The sequence below is a fragment of the Streptomyces sp. YJ-C3 genome (assembly GCF_053891275.1).
Genome location: NZ_CM132685.1, coordinates 2931752 through 2946246 on the forward strand (window position 1 = coordinate 2931752; position 14495 = coordinate 2946246).

Below are 14495 nucleotides of genomic sequence, written 5' to 3' on the forward strand. Positions count from 1 at the left end.
CACACTCGTCGGTATCCACACCCCCAGCGGGAGGAGCACACCATGAGCGGCAGGTTCGAGGACGCGGTCGTTCTGGTCAGCGGCGGCGCACGCGGCATGGGCGCGGTCCACGCGCGAGGGCTCGCGGCGGAAGGAGCGCGGGTCGTCATCGGCGACGTACTGCACAAGGAGGGCGAGGCCCTCGCCGCCGAACTCGGCCCGCGGCACTGCCTGTTCGTCCCGCTCGACGTGACGGACGAGACCTCCTGGCAGCAGGCCGTGGCCCGCGCCGAGGAGACCTTCGGGCCGCTGACCGGCCTCGTCAACAACGCGGGGATCGTGCACGTCGACCCCATCGAGACCCTCGCCGAGGCCGACTACCGCAAGGTCGTCGACGTCAACCAGGTCGGCGTCTTCCTCGGGATGAAGGCCGCCCTGCCGTCCCTCAGGCGAGCCGGCGGCGGAGCCATCGTCAACATCTCCTCGCTCGGCGGCATCATCGCCTTCCCGAACATCCTCGGCTACGTGGCCTCCAAATGGGCCGTGCGCGGCATGAGCAAGGCGGCGGCGCAGGAGTTCGCCCCGTACGGCATCCGCGTCAACTCCGTGCACCCCGGCATGGTCTCGACCGACATGACGGCCGCCGCCGACCGCGCGCACGCGTCGGTGCGCGACCAGCCGATCCCGCGACAGGCGCGCCCCGAGGAGATCACCAGCGTGGTGCTGTTCCTGCTCTGCGACGAGTCGAGCTATGCGACCGGGGCGGAGTTCGTGATCGACGGCGGTCACTCCGGCCGGTGACGGACGCCGCTGCCCCGCGACCCCTGCGGAGCCGCGGGGCAGGGCACCTCCCGGCTAGCCGAGCAGCCGGACGGTGAAGGAACGGTCCGTGGGCAGGGCCGCCGTGCGCACCGTCGTCACCCCGGTCTTCGCGTCGAACGACCAGTCCGCGCCCGACAGGGCCCGGCCGTTCACCGTCACCCGGTCCGGCGCCGCACCGCCGTGGACGGTGAAGGTGTACGCGCGCTCGCTCACCTTGCCCCGGTAACTCCCCTTGCTGGCACCGACCTCGATGACGGACCCGTGCCGGCCGGTGTCGACCGTCACGCGCTGCGTCGCCGAGGCGCCCTTCTTGAAGTCACGGGTCACCCCGTCGTCCTCGTAGAGCGTGTACGAACTCCGGCCGTGCTCCGCGGCGTAGACGTCCCAGCCGAGCTGCCCCTTGTCGCGGGTCTTCCACGACGTGGTGCCCTTGGGCCACATCGGCACGATCGCACCCGACCTCACGAACAGCGGGAGCGTGTCGATCGGGGCGTGGTAGCCGTCGAGCGTCATCGGGCCCTTGTACTGCTTGCCCGTCCAGTAGTCCGTCCACGTGCCCTCGGGCAGGTAGATGCCGTCGCGGGTGTCCGCGTCCTCGTAGACCGGAGCGACCAGGAAGTCGTCGCCCGCCAGGTACTCGTACTTGGCGTTCGCGCCCAGGGTGTTCGCGTCCTTCGGGTACTCCAGCCACAGCGGCCGTACGCCGCCGACGCCGGTGTCCGACGCCTGCTTCGCCAGCGTGTACAGGTACGGCAGCAGACGCTCGCGCAGCTGCAGGTACTTGCGGTTGACGGACGTGTACGGCTCCCCGTCCACCCACGGCTGCTGATTGATCTTCTCGCCGGTGGTGAGGTCCCGCGCCCAGCCGTCCATGGTCATGAGGGCGGGCAGGAACGTCTTGGCCTGCAGATCGCGGGCGTACATCTTCGCGTCGTGCGAGTAGATCGAGCCCACGTCACCCGTGTTGTAGGCGATGCCGGACATCGTCGCGCCCGCGTACGTCGGGATCTGCCAGCGCACGAAGTCCCACGACAGCTTCTGGTCGCCGGACCACAGGACCGAGCAGCGCTGGGCGCCCGCCCACGACACCGGCATCCAGACGAAGCCGCGGGCGTCGCTGTTGTCCTCGATGCCGGCCTTCGCCCTGTCGCAGGAGTCCAGGGCCATGCCGTAGCCGTTGCCGACCCAGGCGACGTCCAGCTTGGCGACGCGCTGGCCCGCCTTGACCTGGTCGGCGAGCTTGTCGATGCCGTCCTGCGTCCACAGGCCGAGCTGGGCGCCGCGGTCCTGGAGGCCCTTGGCGGTCTCGGCGAGGTTCTCGTAGCCGCAGCCGTAGCCGTCGTTGACGAGCATCCAGCCGAGCGGCATCTCGTTGTCCACGTACCCGTCGGCGACCTTCAGGGAGTCGAGCGTGTGGCGCTCGCCCTGGTTGGCGTTGTGCAGGTAGCAGTCGGCGTCGCCCGGTTCGAGGCCGTAGACCGGCGGCATGAAGGGCTTGCCGACGAGTGAGGTGTACGCGCCGATGACGTGCTTGGCGTCACCGAGGAAGTAGTAGGCGTCGAGGCGGCGTTCCTGCTGGCCCGTGTGGACCGACGCGCCGAAGTCGTAGACGCCCGGCGCGAAGGTGTTCCGGTAGACGCCGTAACCGGCCGAGGAGAGGTAGAACGGCTGCGAGTTGTTGTAGCCGCCCTCGTTCCAGTTCGTGTTGTTGGCGACGTGGACCGTCTTGTCGCGGTGGGAGAAGCTGCCGTTCTGTTCGCCGCCGCCGAAGAACTGCTCGTCCTCGCCGCGCTCCAGGCTCTGCCGCATCCCGCCCGTGGACCAGCGCAGCGGCTTGTCCTCCTGCCAGATGCGCGTCTTGTCGTCCGCCTTGTAGAGGCCGAAGCGCAACGGTTTCTTGTAGACGCGCAGGACCGCCTGTGACGTGCGGATCCCGTAGTAGGCGCCCGCGTCGAAAGACGACGTGTGCCGGTCGGGCGCGGGCTTCTCGCGGACGATCTGCGTGCCGGCCGGATCGGTGAACGTGCCCGTCGGATCGGCCTGCAGGCGCAGCCCGCCGCCCTTCAGGAAGTCGGCTCTCGCCTTCAGATCGCCCGCGCCGATGCGGTAACTGCCGTGGTCGCCCTCGAAGGACGTGAGGTTCCCGGCGTCCGTCGTCTCGGGCAGGTAGGCCTTGCCGACGAAGGAGTTGTCGTGCACGTCGTAGGGCACGACGACCACGTGGTACGTGCCGTCGGCCTTCGGGATGACGGTCGCCTCGGGGTCGGCCGTGCCCGCGCTGGACGCGACCTGCTTGTCCGCGTCGTCGTAGACGTACATGTCGAAGTCGTCACTGGGCTGCTTCGCCCACTCGATCGAGATTGGCACACCGCCCTCGGGGTTGTCGTCCCAGTATCCGTCCGGGACCGACACCGTGAGGTCGAAGCGGTCGCATGTCCTCCCCTCCGGATCGTCCGCGGCCGACGGGCACTTCTTGGGATCGTCGACCGTGCCCGCCGCGTACGTGGGGCTCTGCCACGTGACGCTCTTGTGGCCGGCGTCGAGGGTGCCGCTGCCGGGCGTGGCCGCGCCCGCGTGCTGCGCGGGGACGGCGAGGAGGGCCGCGGCGAGGGCCGTCGTGGTCAGGGCGGCCCGGCCGCGCGCTCTTCGGTGCGGCTGTCGTTGGTGCAGTTGTCGCATGGGGTGCGTCTCCGCTCAGAACGACCGTCTGTTGTTTACTTCTGCTTGAAACTCGGATCCTGCGTGCATGTTCACGCACGAAGATCCCGCCTCTCGCAGGTTCATGTCAACGGTCGGGTCGATCCGCGGAGCCACCGCGCGGCGGCCCCCGGCCGGTCAGCCGGACAGGCCGTCGTCGGCTGCGTACGCCCAGAAGTTCCGCATGACCGGCGGCAGCGGCGACGGGCCGCCCAGCGCCAGCTGGGTCATCAGGACGGTCACCGTCCCCGTCGACGGCGTCAGATGGGCCGCGGTGCCCGTGCCGCCCACCCAGCCGTACCGGCCCGGCACGTTCCACGGGTCACGGCGCTCGACGTCCACGGAGCCGCCGAAACCCCAGCCCGAGCCCAGCGTGAACAGGTCGCTCGCCCGGCGCTGCGCCGGTGTCAGATGGTCCGTCAGCATCAGCCGCACCGACTCGGCGGAGAGCACGGACCCGCCGTCGTCCAGCAGCATGCGGGCGAACGCCCACCAGTCGTCCACCGTGGAGACGAGCCCGCCCGCGCCGGAGGGGAACGCGGGCAGGCCGCTCCACTGACCGTCGGGGGTGTCGACGCGCTCGGCGCCGCCGTCGGCCGTGGGTACATAGGCGCTGGTGAAGCGGTCGCGTTTGGCGGCCGGGACCTCGAACGCGGTGTCGCGCATGCCGAGCGGCTCGAAGATCCGCTCGGCGAGGAACTCCGGCAGCGAACGACCGGTCACCCGCGCGACGAGGACGCCCTGGATGTCCGAGCACGTGTTGTAGAGCCACACCTGCCCGGGCTGGTGCAGCAGCGGAACGCGGCCCAGCGCGGCGAGCCAGGTGTCCGGCTCCGGCAGCCGCTGCGGCGCGTGCGGGTCCATCAGCGCGAACACCGGCTGCACGGCGGGCAGCGAGAAGTCCGCCGGGAAACCCCAGCCCGCGCGGAACGTCAGCACGTCCTCCACCGTGATCGGGCGCGCCGCCGGCACGACGTCCTCGACGGGACCCGCCGGATCCCGTACGACGTCCGGTGTCGCCAGCTCGGGCAGCCAGTGCCCGATCGGCGCGTCGAGGGTGATGCGGCCCTCGTCGACCAGGACCATCACGGCCGCCGCCGCGATCGGCTTGGTGAGGGAGGCGATCCGGAAGATCGAGTCGCGGGCGAGGGGCGTCGTGCCCTCGGCGTCGGCGTGTCCGAGAGCCGCCACCTCGGCCCGGTCGCCGCGGGCCACCAGGGCCACGGCGCCCGGCACGGGCCCCTTGGCGACGTGCGGTGCCAGGGCGTCGGTCAGGGTGCTGTCGGTCATCGGGGGTCACTCTCCTGAACAGGCGTCGGCATACGTACGAGAAGGGTGACCCCCGAGCCGTTCTCAATTCATCGGTCCGCCGTCCCACAGCGTGTCGTGCGCGCGATGCGCGTCGGTCAGACCGTTCGTGAAGAAGCGCTCGTAGTACTCGCCCTCCACGTGGTGCGCCTGCAGCCAGATCCCGGGCACGTGGATGGCGTCCGTGTGCGCGGGGAAGCGGCGGTGCGTGGCCAGGATGTACGTGCAGACGTCACGGGCGCAGTCGATGACGCGCTCGTCGTACTCGCTCGCCTCGGCGAGATAGCGCTGCCCGTAGTCCTCCTTGTAGATCCGGGTGAAGACGTCCTTGTCGGCGTACGTGCCGCCCGGGCCGAACTTCGACGCGACGACCGCGTCGACCGCGTCCGCCATGGAGGCGTGAGTGGGCGGGCAGGCCGCCGCGATCAGCGCCTCGCCCGTCCCCGGGTCGGTCAGACCCACCGGCTGCGAGCGCAGCTTGGCGTACTTGGGCAGCGGGACGTGCCAGCGCCACACGTCGGCCGGCCGCCAGCGCGGCGTGACGTGCGTGAAGCCGAGCATCCTGCCGTACACCTTGCTGAACTTCGGGTCGCCGAGGGCGATCTGCGGATGCAGCGACGCGTGGATCCAGGCGCCGAGCCCCATCGCCTCCGCCGTCAGCATCACCGTCTGGAGGAGGAGATCCGCCTCGATCTGGGTCCGCATCGGTCCCAGCGCGCCGAGCGGCAGCTTCAGGTCCTTGTTGAGGAACCCGTTGGCGATCCACTTCTTCACACCCGCCGGACGGTACAGATTGCGGTCGTCCACGAAGGTCGGCCGCGTGCCGTCCGGCTGCGTGAGCAGATACATCAGCGCGTTGATGTACTGGTGCGAGAGATCGACGACCGGGAACAGCACGGTCGTGCCCGGCAGATTGGACAGGAACCGGTTCGAGTCCAGGTACGCCGGGAAGTCGCGCAGGCCCTCGGCCACGTCGAGCCGGCGGTCGAGGATCTTCACCTTCGCCCGCCGGGCGCGCTCGACGAGGGTCTGCGCGTCGAACGGCTCCTGCGGGTCCGGCGGCAGCCGGCGCAGGAAGTACGTGCCCGCGTCGTTGATCAGGAAGAAGTACGTGCCCTGCGCGTTGTCGGGACTGCCGGCCGTGCGGCCCGTCATGGTCAGATTCGGCTTGGCCATGAGGGGCTTGCCGTCCCGCGGGTCCTCGAACGGGCGGTCCGGCATGGTCAGCCCGGTGGAGCCGGTGACCGCGATCAGCACCGCCTCCTCCAGCTCGGTCAGCGGCTCGGCCTTGTGCGGCGAGCGGTAGCTCATCGACCCGGCCGGCACCGACGCACCCCGGGACACCCGGTGGGTGCGCCGCCGCCAGACCGTCCGCAGGAACGAGCGGGTGAGCAGATCATCGAGACCCCGACTGCCGGAACCTCCGTCATCCGACGTCATCGGAGCCTCCGCCGGCGACCGGCGGCACCGGCCGCCAGGGCGCGAACGCGCTCGCCTCACGCGGCATCAGACCCGCGAGCTCCGGGCAGTGCCGCAGCACGACGGACTTCATGCTGCCCTTCTCCACCCAGTCGATGCCGAGCGGCGTGTAGATCTCCGGGCGGTAGTCGACGGTGAGGAAACGGTCGCTCTGCAGCCGGCGGGTCGCCATCAGGATGAAGATGCGGAACGCGGTGTCCGAGAACCCGAAGCCGGTCGGCGGGTTCTCCGCGAACAGACCGACGACCGTGTCGATCTCGTCGACGTCCCGGTACACCTCCTTCAGGCGCGCCAGGGTCTCCGGCTCCCGCGTCAGCTCCTCGAAGCTGCGGATGCGGTCCTTGTGCAGGCCCGCGCGGAAGTCGTTGTAGCGCGGCACCCCGCGCCGGCGCGTGCGCACCAGGTCGATCACCGACAGGTCGATGATCTCGCCGTCCCGCTGGAAGTGCTGCAGCGCCTTCGGATAGTTGTGCAGCGTGATCGCGCCCGGGTGGGCGATGCCGAACGAGTACAGGGTGTTCGCCAGCCCCGTCTTGCGGATCTGGCTCTCCGCCGCGGCGCCCTGGATGTCGTGGAAGCCGACGGTCTCCAGCCGCTGCCCGAAGTGGTGCTCGCGCAGCTCGTAGTCGTCGGGGATCAGCGGGTGCATCCGGTACACGGTGACGAAGTCCTCGGTCAGCGAGTACGGCGCCCCGTGGTGGTCCGGGAACGTCTTCGGGATGCCCGTCAGCGAGTGCGCCTCCACCAGCCACAGGCCCAGCTGGTTCAGCCAGTTCCTCGGCGGGCCCTCCCAGTTGGTCCGCAGACCGATGTCGATCGCCTTCGTCGCGAGGATCGCCGGGGTCCACTCCACCGTGTGGATCTTCGCGATGAGAGCCGAGACGACGAGCCGGGCCGTGTGGTAGATCCGGTCCTCGCCCATCGTCGGGTACGCGGCGCGCAGCGCGTCGCACACCGTGTTGTGCTCGCGGGCGAACAGCGTGTGCATGGCGCTGAGCCCCATCCACCAGTTGTCCTTGAACCCGCTGATCGGGATGCCGGTGCGGTCGACGGGGATGTGCCCGCCGTCGAGCAGCAGCCGGGCCCCGCCGTCGGGTTCGCGCAGCTGCTTCGCCGTGGCCTCGTCGCCGCCGTACACCTCGGAGCCGTCCCACCAGTGCGAGGCGGTGTTCCCGAAGAGGATCGGCGGCTTGTCGCCGGGCAGCTCGATGCCGTCGTTCTCGGCGAACCGCATCACGCTCTCCTCCGGCCCGCCGGGGGAGTTGGCCCAGGTCCCGCCGCCGGGCGGCAGCGGCACCTCGACGACCTTGCCGCCCTCGGGGTGGCGCCGGTGGTTCACCCAGTCGTGCACCTGGAACTGGATCCACGCCGCCGCGAGGACGTTCAGGGACGTCGCGGGCACGAAGCTGTCCCGGGTGAGGAGCTGACGGCTGACCGTCACCGGGTTCGGGGTGTCGAACAGATCGGGCCGGTACACGGGCTTCAGATTGCGGCCGAACGCCGCGCCGATCGCCCCCATCCGCGGCGCCGACAGATCGTTGAAGGAGCCGTCGTACGAGCGCGTCGTGCGCAGCCGCTCGTCCACCGGCACCGGCACCGACTCGGCCCTCGGCGGAGCCTCGGGCAGGTCGGTGTCGATGAGGTTGAACCGGCGCAGCACCTTCCGCAGGTACACGAGATTGAGCAGGCTCGCGTCCAACGGCAGCCGGTACCAGGGCACGACCCGGTTCAGCAGACGGAAGCCCAGCTCGACCGGGACGCCCACGATGCGGTTGCGGAGCGGCTCCTCGGTGAGGAAGCGGGTGTCGAGCCGCGCCGCGCTGCTCGCCCGGTACGCGGCCTTGCGGGCCCGGTTGATGTTGCCCAGCGGCCTGAAGTCCTCCGTGGTGAACCACGGGTTGAACGCCAGCTCCTCGATCCGCCGCGCCGCCGAACCGGCCTCGGCCGTCGTGATGTCCTGCATCGGCACGGTCAGCCGGGCCACCACCACGGGCGGCGTGATCGCGTCCTCCCACTCGACGGACGCGTCCTCGACGGGCGTGCGGGTCTCGTCGACGTACCGCTGCACGCACAGATCGAAGGCGATGTCGTCACGGGACAGCCGCTGGACCAGGTCCTGGTGCAGGAAGTCGGGGTCGCCGCGGTCCGGGCGCGGCTCGGCGCCGCCGCTGCCGGCGGCGGGCCGGAACAGATAGCGGACCGGTCCCGCGTCCGCCCACAGGATCGCGCCCCGGCTCCAATAGGTCTCCCGGACCAGGCTGTTGACCGTGTGCCGGGTCGCCGCCTGGACGTTGCGCCGCATCCGGTCCGCGGTGCCCGGGCCCACCGCCAGCGGCAGCTTCACGAACAGCCCGTAGGCCTTCTCCAGCGGATTCTTGGCGCCGGCCATCGCCGTGGCGAAGGCCACGAACTCGCGGGCGTTGCGGGCGTGCGACACGGGGTGATTGGTCGCCATCAGGTCGTGGCTCTCGTCGCCCGTGACCTGGACGCGGACCGCGATGCCGTGCAGATCGGGCGTGCCGTCGGGGCCGCTCATGCCGCTGGCGTTGGAGAGCCGTACCGTCGCCGGATAGTCGGCGCCGGGCTGGGCGAAGCCGCTGCGCAGGGCGGTCGGAAGGTCGTCGGCGAAGCGCAGGCGGGCGTTCTCCACGCCGAGCACGGCCTTCGCGTGGAAGGCCCGCTCGTGATGCGGGGCGCCACTGGCCCGCCGGTTCGCGATCTGGACCTGCATGATCTCGCGGGCGAGGCGTTCGAACACGAGGCGCTCGGCCTCGGGACTGCCACCCTCGTACCGCTCGTACTGTGCGTACCGTTCGGTCTCGGCCATCGGTTGCCGTCCCTGTCGTGTGCTGTGCGTCGGGAAGGGGTGCGGGGCTTGTCGGTCGTACGCGGTTCGTACACGGATGTCTCGTGCACGGAGCTCTCGTGCAGGGGAGGGGCCAGCGACGCTATCGGCGCCGCGACACGCGCCGCAGCGACTCTTCCCGCCATGTCCGGGTCCCCGACGTGATCGCCGGCTCCCTTGTTCACAAGCGGATTTGGCCTTGTCAGCGCGGGACGCCCGATCCGTCACGGCCGCGCCGGGACACCCTGTGCCGCCCACCTCTCACCCGCCCCACCCGACGGCGCCGCCGATGGCCGGTCAGTGACGCCTTGACGGCACGGTGCCCCGGGGGCGTGTGCTGCGAGGACCACGGCCCGGGTCACTCCGTGAACGCCCTCACCCCGGAACGGGCGCCGAGCGCCCGCCGCCCGTGTCAGGCCATCTGGCGCCGCACCAGTTCGTGCAGCCGTCCGCCCGTGTCCGCCAGCAGCTGCGCCGGCGCTCCCTGCTGGACGACACGGCCGGCCGACATGACGATCACCCGGTCCGCGTCCAGGACCGTCGACAGGCGGTGCGCGATCACGATCCGGGTCGCGCGCAGCGCCCGTGTGCTGTCGATGACGGTGCGCTGTGTCTCGTTGTCGAGCGCGCTCGTGGCCTCGTCGAAGAACAGGAGGCGCGGGCGGCGGATCAGCGCCTGCGCGATCATCAGACGCTGCCGCTGCCCGCCCGATATCGCGCCGCCGCCCGCGATCATCGTGTGCAGCCCCATCGGCATCCGCTTGATGTCCTCGGCCAGCCCCGCCATCTCCGCCGCGGCCATCGCCTCCTCCTGGGTGAACGACTCGGCGCCGCAGATGCAGTCGAGGATCGAGCCGGTCAGCGGCTGCGCGTTCTGCAGGACGACCCCGCACTGGCGCCGCACCGCCGCCTGGTCCAGCGCCGAGAGGTCTTGGCCGTCGTACAGGACACTGCCGGACGTCGGCCCGTCGAAGCCGATCAGCAGCCGCAGCAGCGTCGACTTGCCGCAGCCGCTCTCGCCGACCACCGCCACGAACTCGCCGGGGCGGATCGCCAGCGACACGTCGTCGAGGACCAGCGGGCCGTCGTCGGTGTACCGGAACGACAGCCCGCGCGCCTCCAGCGCCCCGGTCAGCTCGCCCGGCTGGGTCGCCGACCCGCGCACCTCGGGCTCCGCGTCGAGCACCGGCTTGATCTGCTCGTACATCGGCAGCACGGCGGCCGCCGAGATCAGCGCGCCCGTCAGCTGCGTCACGGACGTCAGGAGCATCGTCACCGCGGTGTTGAACGTGAGGAACGCCGCCGCCGACAGGCTGCCCCGCGCGGGACCGGCGAGCAGCATGAACATCACCAGCGAACACAGCGGCAGATACACGGCGTTGAGCACCGTCGTCACGTTCTTGATGCGGCCGGCCCGGCGCTGCAGATCCCGGCTGCGCGCGAACTCCTTCGCCCACGCCGCGTACGCGAAGCTCTCCGCCCCGGCGACCCGCAGCTTCGGCAGACCGCGCAGGGTCTGGAACGCCCGGTTGTTGAGCTTGTTGCCGAGCTCCACCAGGCGCCGCTGCCAGCGCAGTTCCCACAGCCCGAGGGTGAGGAAGACCGCCGCCACGACCACCAGCATGCCGAGCGCCGCCAGCGCCAGCGGCACGCTGTACAGGAGGAGCAGCACCAGGTTCATCGCCCCGATGGTCACCGACTGCACGACGACCGGACCCACCCCGGACAGCAGCCTGCGGATCGCGCTGATGCCCATCGCCGCGCTCGCCAGCTCGCCGGTCGAGCGCGCCGCGAAGAACCGGGTCGGCAGCCGCAACAGCCGGTCCCAGACGGCGGGTTGCAGCACGCTCTCGACGCGGCCCTCGACCCGCAGCACCGTCAGGTTCTGCAGCAGCATGAAGACCGCCGACACGACACTGGTGATCACCACGGCCAGGGAGACCTGCGTGATCAGGTCGGTCTGCGCGTTCGGCACGTACGTGCCGAGGACCTGGCCCGTCGCGACCGGCACGAGCGAGCCGAGCCCCACCGTCACCAGCCCCGCGAGCAGCAGCCTGCGGACGTCGGAGCCCGCGGCGCGCATGCTGAACCGCGCCAGCCGCCAGGGCGTCAACTCACCCTCGGGCAGCGGGCGGTAGAGCATCACCGCGCGCTCCTCGAAGTCCTCCACGGTGTCCTCGTCGATACGGGTGCCGCGCTCGCCGGAGGGGTGCACGGCCTCGTAGCCGCCACGCCGCCACAGCAGCGCGACCGGCGCTCCGGACGCGGCGCGGAAACCCACCAGCGGCCCCGTGTCCTGGCGCCACCAGGCGCCGACGAGCCGCACCGGCCGGGTCCGGATCCGGGACGCGACCGCGATCTGCTCGACCGGGTCGATCCGGTCGCTGACCGCGCCGCCGTGCCCCGGCTCCACGAGCGTGATGCCGGACGCGTCCGCGACCACCTTGCAGGCGGCGTACGTCGCGTCGACGCCGGCCCGCGCGCCCCGGGCCCGCCGCCCGGGCGAGCCGATCGACGCGAGCAGGGTCCGGTCGGCCTGCTCGCGGACCGCCTCGCCCGCGCGGATCCCGGCCGCCGTGCGGTCCTCGTGCGCGCTCTCCAGCCGCTCGATCCACCGGTCCAGGGTGGACAGCAGCCGGTACTGCTGGTTGACCATCCGCTGCCACAGGGCGCCGTCGACCAGGAGATCGGCGGCCGCGTCCGCGGCGTACGCCGCCCCGTACTGCACGCTGCCCGGGGAGAGCTGGGGCCACAGCACGTCGTCGTCGCCGGTGACGTCGTCGTCCGTCGTGCGCCCGTCGAGCGGCGCCTCGAACAGCACCCGCTGCCCGCGTCCGACGCCGAGCGCGAACGCCTCCTCCAGCAGACTCCACGCCATGTCGTACGACCCGTCGGCCGACAGCTGCGCAGCCGGCGTGTACGGCAGCTCGCGCAACGGGATGCGGCGCAGCGCGCACCCCGCCAGCGGCCGCCCCACCAGGGTGTGCTGGGTGCCCTCGACCGGGCCGAGCAGCAGCGTGCCCGGCTCCAGGCGGCCCAGGAAGTGCCAGTGCCCCTGCGCGTGCGCGTCCACCGCGAACAGGTCGAGCGCGCCGTCCACGACGAGCCACAGCACCTGCGGCCCCTCCAGCGGCAGACTGCGCAGACCCGTGCAGTCGAAGGGGGTGCCCAGCCCGCCGAACGCCGCCACCACCTGGTCCGCGGCGGCGTGCGAGGTGAACTCCGGTGGGGTGTAGGTCACTTCAGTGCTCCCTGACCAGCTCGGCGTACGGCCCCGCGGCCGCGACCAGATACTCGTGACGGCCGCGCTCGACGACCTGCCCGTGGTCGAGCACCACGATCTCGTCGCTGTCGCGCACCGTGCTCAGCCGGTGCGCGATGACCACGCACGCGCAGCCGCGCCGCCGGATGTTGTCCATGACGACCTGTTCGGTCTCGGCGTCCAGCGCGCTCGTCACCTCGTCCAGCACCAGGATGCTGGGACGGCGCACCAACGCCCTCGCGATCTCCAGGCGTTGACGCTGGCCGCCGGAGAAGTTGCGGCCGTCCTGCTCGACGCGGCTGTGCAGCCCGCCGGGGCGTCGCGCCACCACGTCGTACAGGCACGCGTCGCGCAGCGCGTCGGCGACCGCCTCGTCGGAGATCGACGGGTCCCACAGCGCCACGTTGTCGCGGACCGTGCCCTCGAAGAGGAACACGTCCTGGTCGACGAAGGACACCGACGCCGCGAGCGCGCCCCGCGGGATGTCGTCCAGACGCCGGCCGTCGATCCGGATGACGCCCTCCCAGGGCGCGTACAGACCCGAGATCAGCCGGGAGACCGTCGACTTGCCGCTGCCGGAGCCGCCGACGAGCGCCACCTGCTGGCCGGGGCCGACCGTCAGGGAGAACCCCGAGAGCAGCGGCTTGTCGAGCGGGCTGTAGCCGAAGGTGATCTCCTCCAGCTCGACATGGCCCTTGAGCCGGCGCGTGCTGTGCGCCGCCTCCGTGCGCGCGTACAGCGAGTCGACGGGGAAGTTCTCGACGTCCTTCAGACGCGCCACGTCGGCGGCGAAGTCCTGGATCCGGCCCGCGACTCCGTTGAGCCGGGTGATCGGCGCCGTGAAGCGGGTGACGAGCGCCTGGAAGGCGACCAGCAGACCCACCGACAGATGCCCCTCGACGGCGCGCAGCCCGCCGATCCACAGGATCAGCGCGCTGTTCAGCGTCGCCAGCGTGGGGGCGACGACACCGAGCCACGCGCTCGGCACCCCGAGCCGCTGCTGCTCCTCCAGCGTCGTCGCGTGCTGCCCCGCCCACCGCCGGAAGTAGCCGTTCTCGCCGCCGGTGGCCTTCATCGTCTCGATCAGCTGAAGACCCGTGTACGAGGTGTTCGTGAGCCGCGCCGTGTCCGCCCGCAGCTTCTGCGTCCGCGTCGCGCGCAGCCGGATCACGATCCGCATCGCCACCACGTTCAGCAGCGCGATGCCGACGCCGACCATCGTCAGCTGCGGGTCGTACGTCCACAACAGCGCCGCGTACAGCAGCACCACGATGCCGTCGACCCCGGCCGCGGTGAGATCGCGGGCCAGTGTCTCGGCGACCGCGTCGTTCGACTGGAGCCGCTGCACCAGATCGGCCGGGCTGCGCTGCGCGAAGAACGTGACCGGCAGCCGCAGCAGATGGCGGAAGAAGCGGGCGCTGCTCAGCGTCGAGGAGATGATGCGGCCGCGCAGCAGATTCGCCTGCTGCAGCCAGGTCAGCGCGGCCGTCAGGGCCACCATCGCACCCATCGACGCGAACAGAGCGCCGAGCAGCGAGGTCTGATCGCCTATCAGGAACAGGTCGATGTACGTCCGGCTGAGCGCGGGCACCGCCGCGCCCACGGCCACCAGCAGCAGACTCGCGAGCAGTGCGGCCAGCATCGTGCCGGTCGTCCCGCGCAGCCGTCCGGGCAGTGCCTTCAGGACGCCCGGGCGGCGTCCTCCCGTCCGGAAGTCCGCGCCCGGCTCCAGGACCAGCACCACGCCTGTGAAGCTGGTGTCGAAGTCCTCCATGGCCACGAACCGGCGGCCCTTGTCCGGGTCGTTGATGTACACACCGCGGCGCCCGAAGCGCCGCCCCGTGCCGTCGTAGACGACATAGTGGTTGAACTCCCAGAACAGGATCGCGGGGCCCTGCACATCGGCGAGCGCGGCCGGCTCCATCTGCATGCCCTTGGCGGTCATGCCGTAACTGCGGGCCGCCTTCAGCAGGTTGCTGGCCCGCGAGCCGTCGCGCGAGACGCCGCACGCGATCCGCAGTTCCTCCAGCGGGACGTGCCGGCCGTGGTGCGCGAGCACCATGCCCAGGGCGGCGGCGCCGCACTCGACGGCCTCCATCTGCA

General features: G+C 71.3%; 7 protein-coding genes. 1 reads left to right on the plus strand and 6 read right to left on the minus strand.

Annotation, left to right across the window (positions count from 1 at the left end):
- Nucleotides 1–42: 42 nt before the first annotated feature.
- Nucleotides 43–780, plus strand: coding sequence for an SDR family oxidoreductase (locus tag ACVHNB_RS12860; RefSeq protein WP_428951180.1), 738 nt, complete (start codon nt 43–45; stop codon nt 778–780).
- Nucleotides 781–834: 54 nt separating this feature from the next.
- On the opposite strand, the gene ACVHNB_RS12865 is transcribed toward ACVHNB_RS12860, so the two are convergent.
- From ACVHNB_RS12865 to ACVHNB_RS12890, 6 genes are all read right to left on the minus strand, one after another.
- On the minus strand, nt 835–3480 hold the full coding sequence (locus ACVHNB_RS12865; RefSeq protein WP_456228107.1) for a TIM-barrel domain-containing protein: 2646 nt from the start codon (nt 3478–3480) through the stop codon (nt 835–837).
- A gap of 156 nt (nt 3481–3636) precedes the next feature.
- On the minus strand, nt 3637–4788 hold the full coding sequence (locus ACVHNB_RS12870; protein ID WP_456228108.1) for a serine hydrolase domain-containing protein: 1152 nt from the start codon (nt 4786–4788) through the stop codon (nt 3637–3639).
- Nucleotides 4789–4851: 63 nt separating this feature from the next.
- On the minus strand, nt 4852–6246 hold the full coding sequence (locus tag ACVHNB_RS12875) for a hypothetical protein (RefSeq protein WP_428951176.1): 1395 nt from the start codon (nt 6244–6246) through the stop codon (nt 4852–4854).
- Nucleotides 6233–9112 carry a peroxidase family protein gene (locus ACVHNB_RS12880; RefSeq protein ID WP_428951175.1) on the minus strand — a complete coding sequence of 960 codons (2880 nt, stop codon included), beginning with the start codon at nt 9110–9112 and terminating at the stop codon, nt 6233–6235. Before ACVHNB_RS12880 ends, ACVHNB_RS12875 begins: the two co-directional genes overlap by 14 nt.
- A gap of 430 nt (nt 9113–9542) precedes the next feature.
- Nucleotides 9543–12371, minus strand: a complete 2829-nt coding sequence (locus ACVHNB_RS12885; protein ID WP_428951173.1) for an NHLP bacteriocin export ABC transporter permease/ATPase subunit — start codon at nt 12369–12371, stop codon at nt 9543–9545.
- Nucleotide 12372: 1 nt separating this feature from the next.
- Nucleotides 12373–14490 carry an NHLP family bacteriocin export ABC transporter peptidase/permease/ATPase subunit gene (locus ACVHNB_RS12890; protein WP_456228877.1) on the minus strand — a complete coding sequence of 706 codons (2118 nt, stop codon included), beginning with the start codon at nt 14488–14490 and terminating at the stop codon, nt 12373–12375.
- Between the last annotated feature and the right edge of the window lie 5 nt (nt 14491–14495).

Excerpts from the sequence above, each read along its gene's own strand:
- ACVHNB_RS12865 (WP_456228107.1), bottom strand. The coding sequence starts at position 3,480 with ATGCGACAACTGCACCAACGACAGCCGCACCGAAGAGCGCGCGGCCGG.
- ACVHNB_RS12870 (WP_456228108.1), bottom strand. The coding sequence starts at position 4,788 with ATGACCGACAGCACCCTGACCGACGCCCTGGCACCGCACGTCGCCAAG.
- ACVHNB_RS12860 (WP_428951180.1), top strand. The coding sequence starts at position 43 with ATGAGCGGCAGGTTCGAGGACGCGGTCGTTCTGGTCAGCGGCGGCGCA.
- ACVHNB_RS12890 (WP_456228877.1), bottom strand. The coding sequence starts at position 14,490 with ATGGAGGCCGTCGAGTGCGGCGCCGCCGCCCTGGGCATGGTGCTCGCG.
- ACVHNB_RS12875 (WP_428951176.1), bottom strand. The coding sequence starts at position 6,246 with ATGACGTCGGATGACGGAGGTTCCGGCAGTCGGGGTCTCGATGATCTG.
- ACVHNB_RS12880 (WP_428951175.1), bottom strand. The coding sequence starts at position 9,112 with ATGGCCGAGACCGAACGGTACGCACAGTACGAGCGGTACGAGGGTGGC.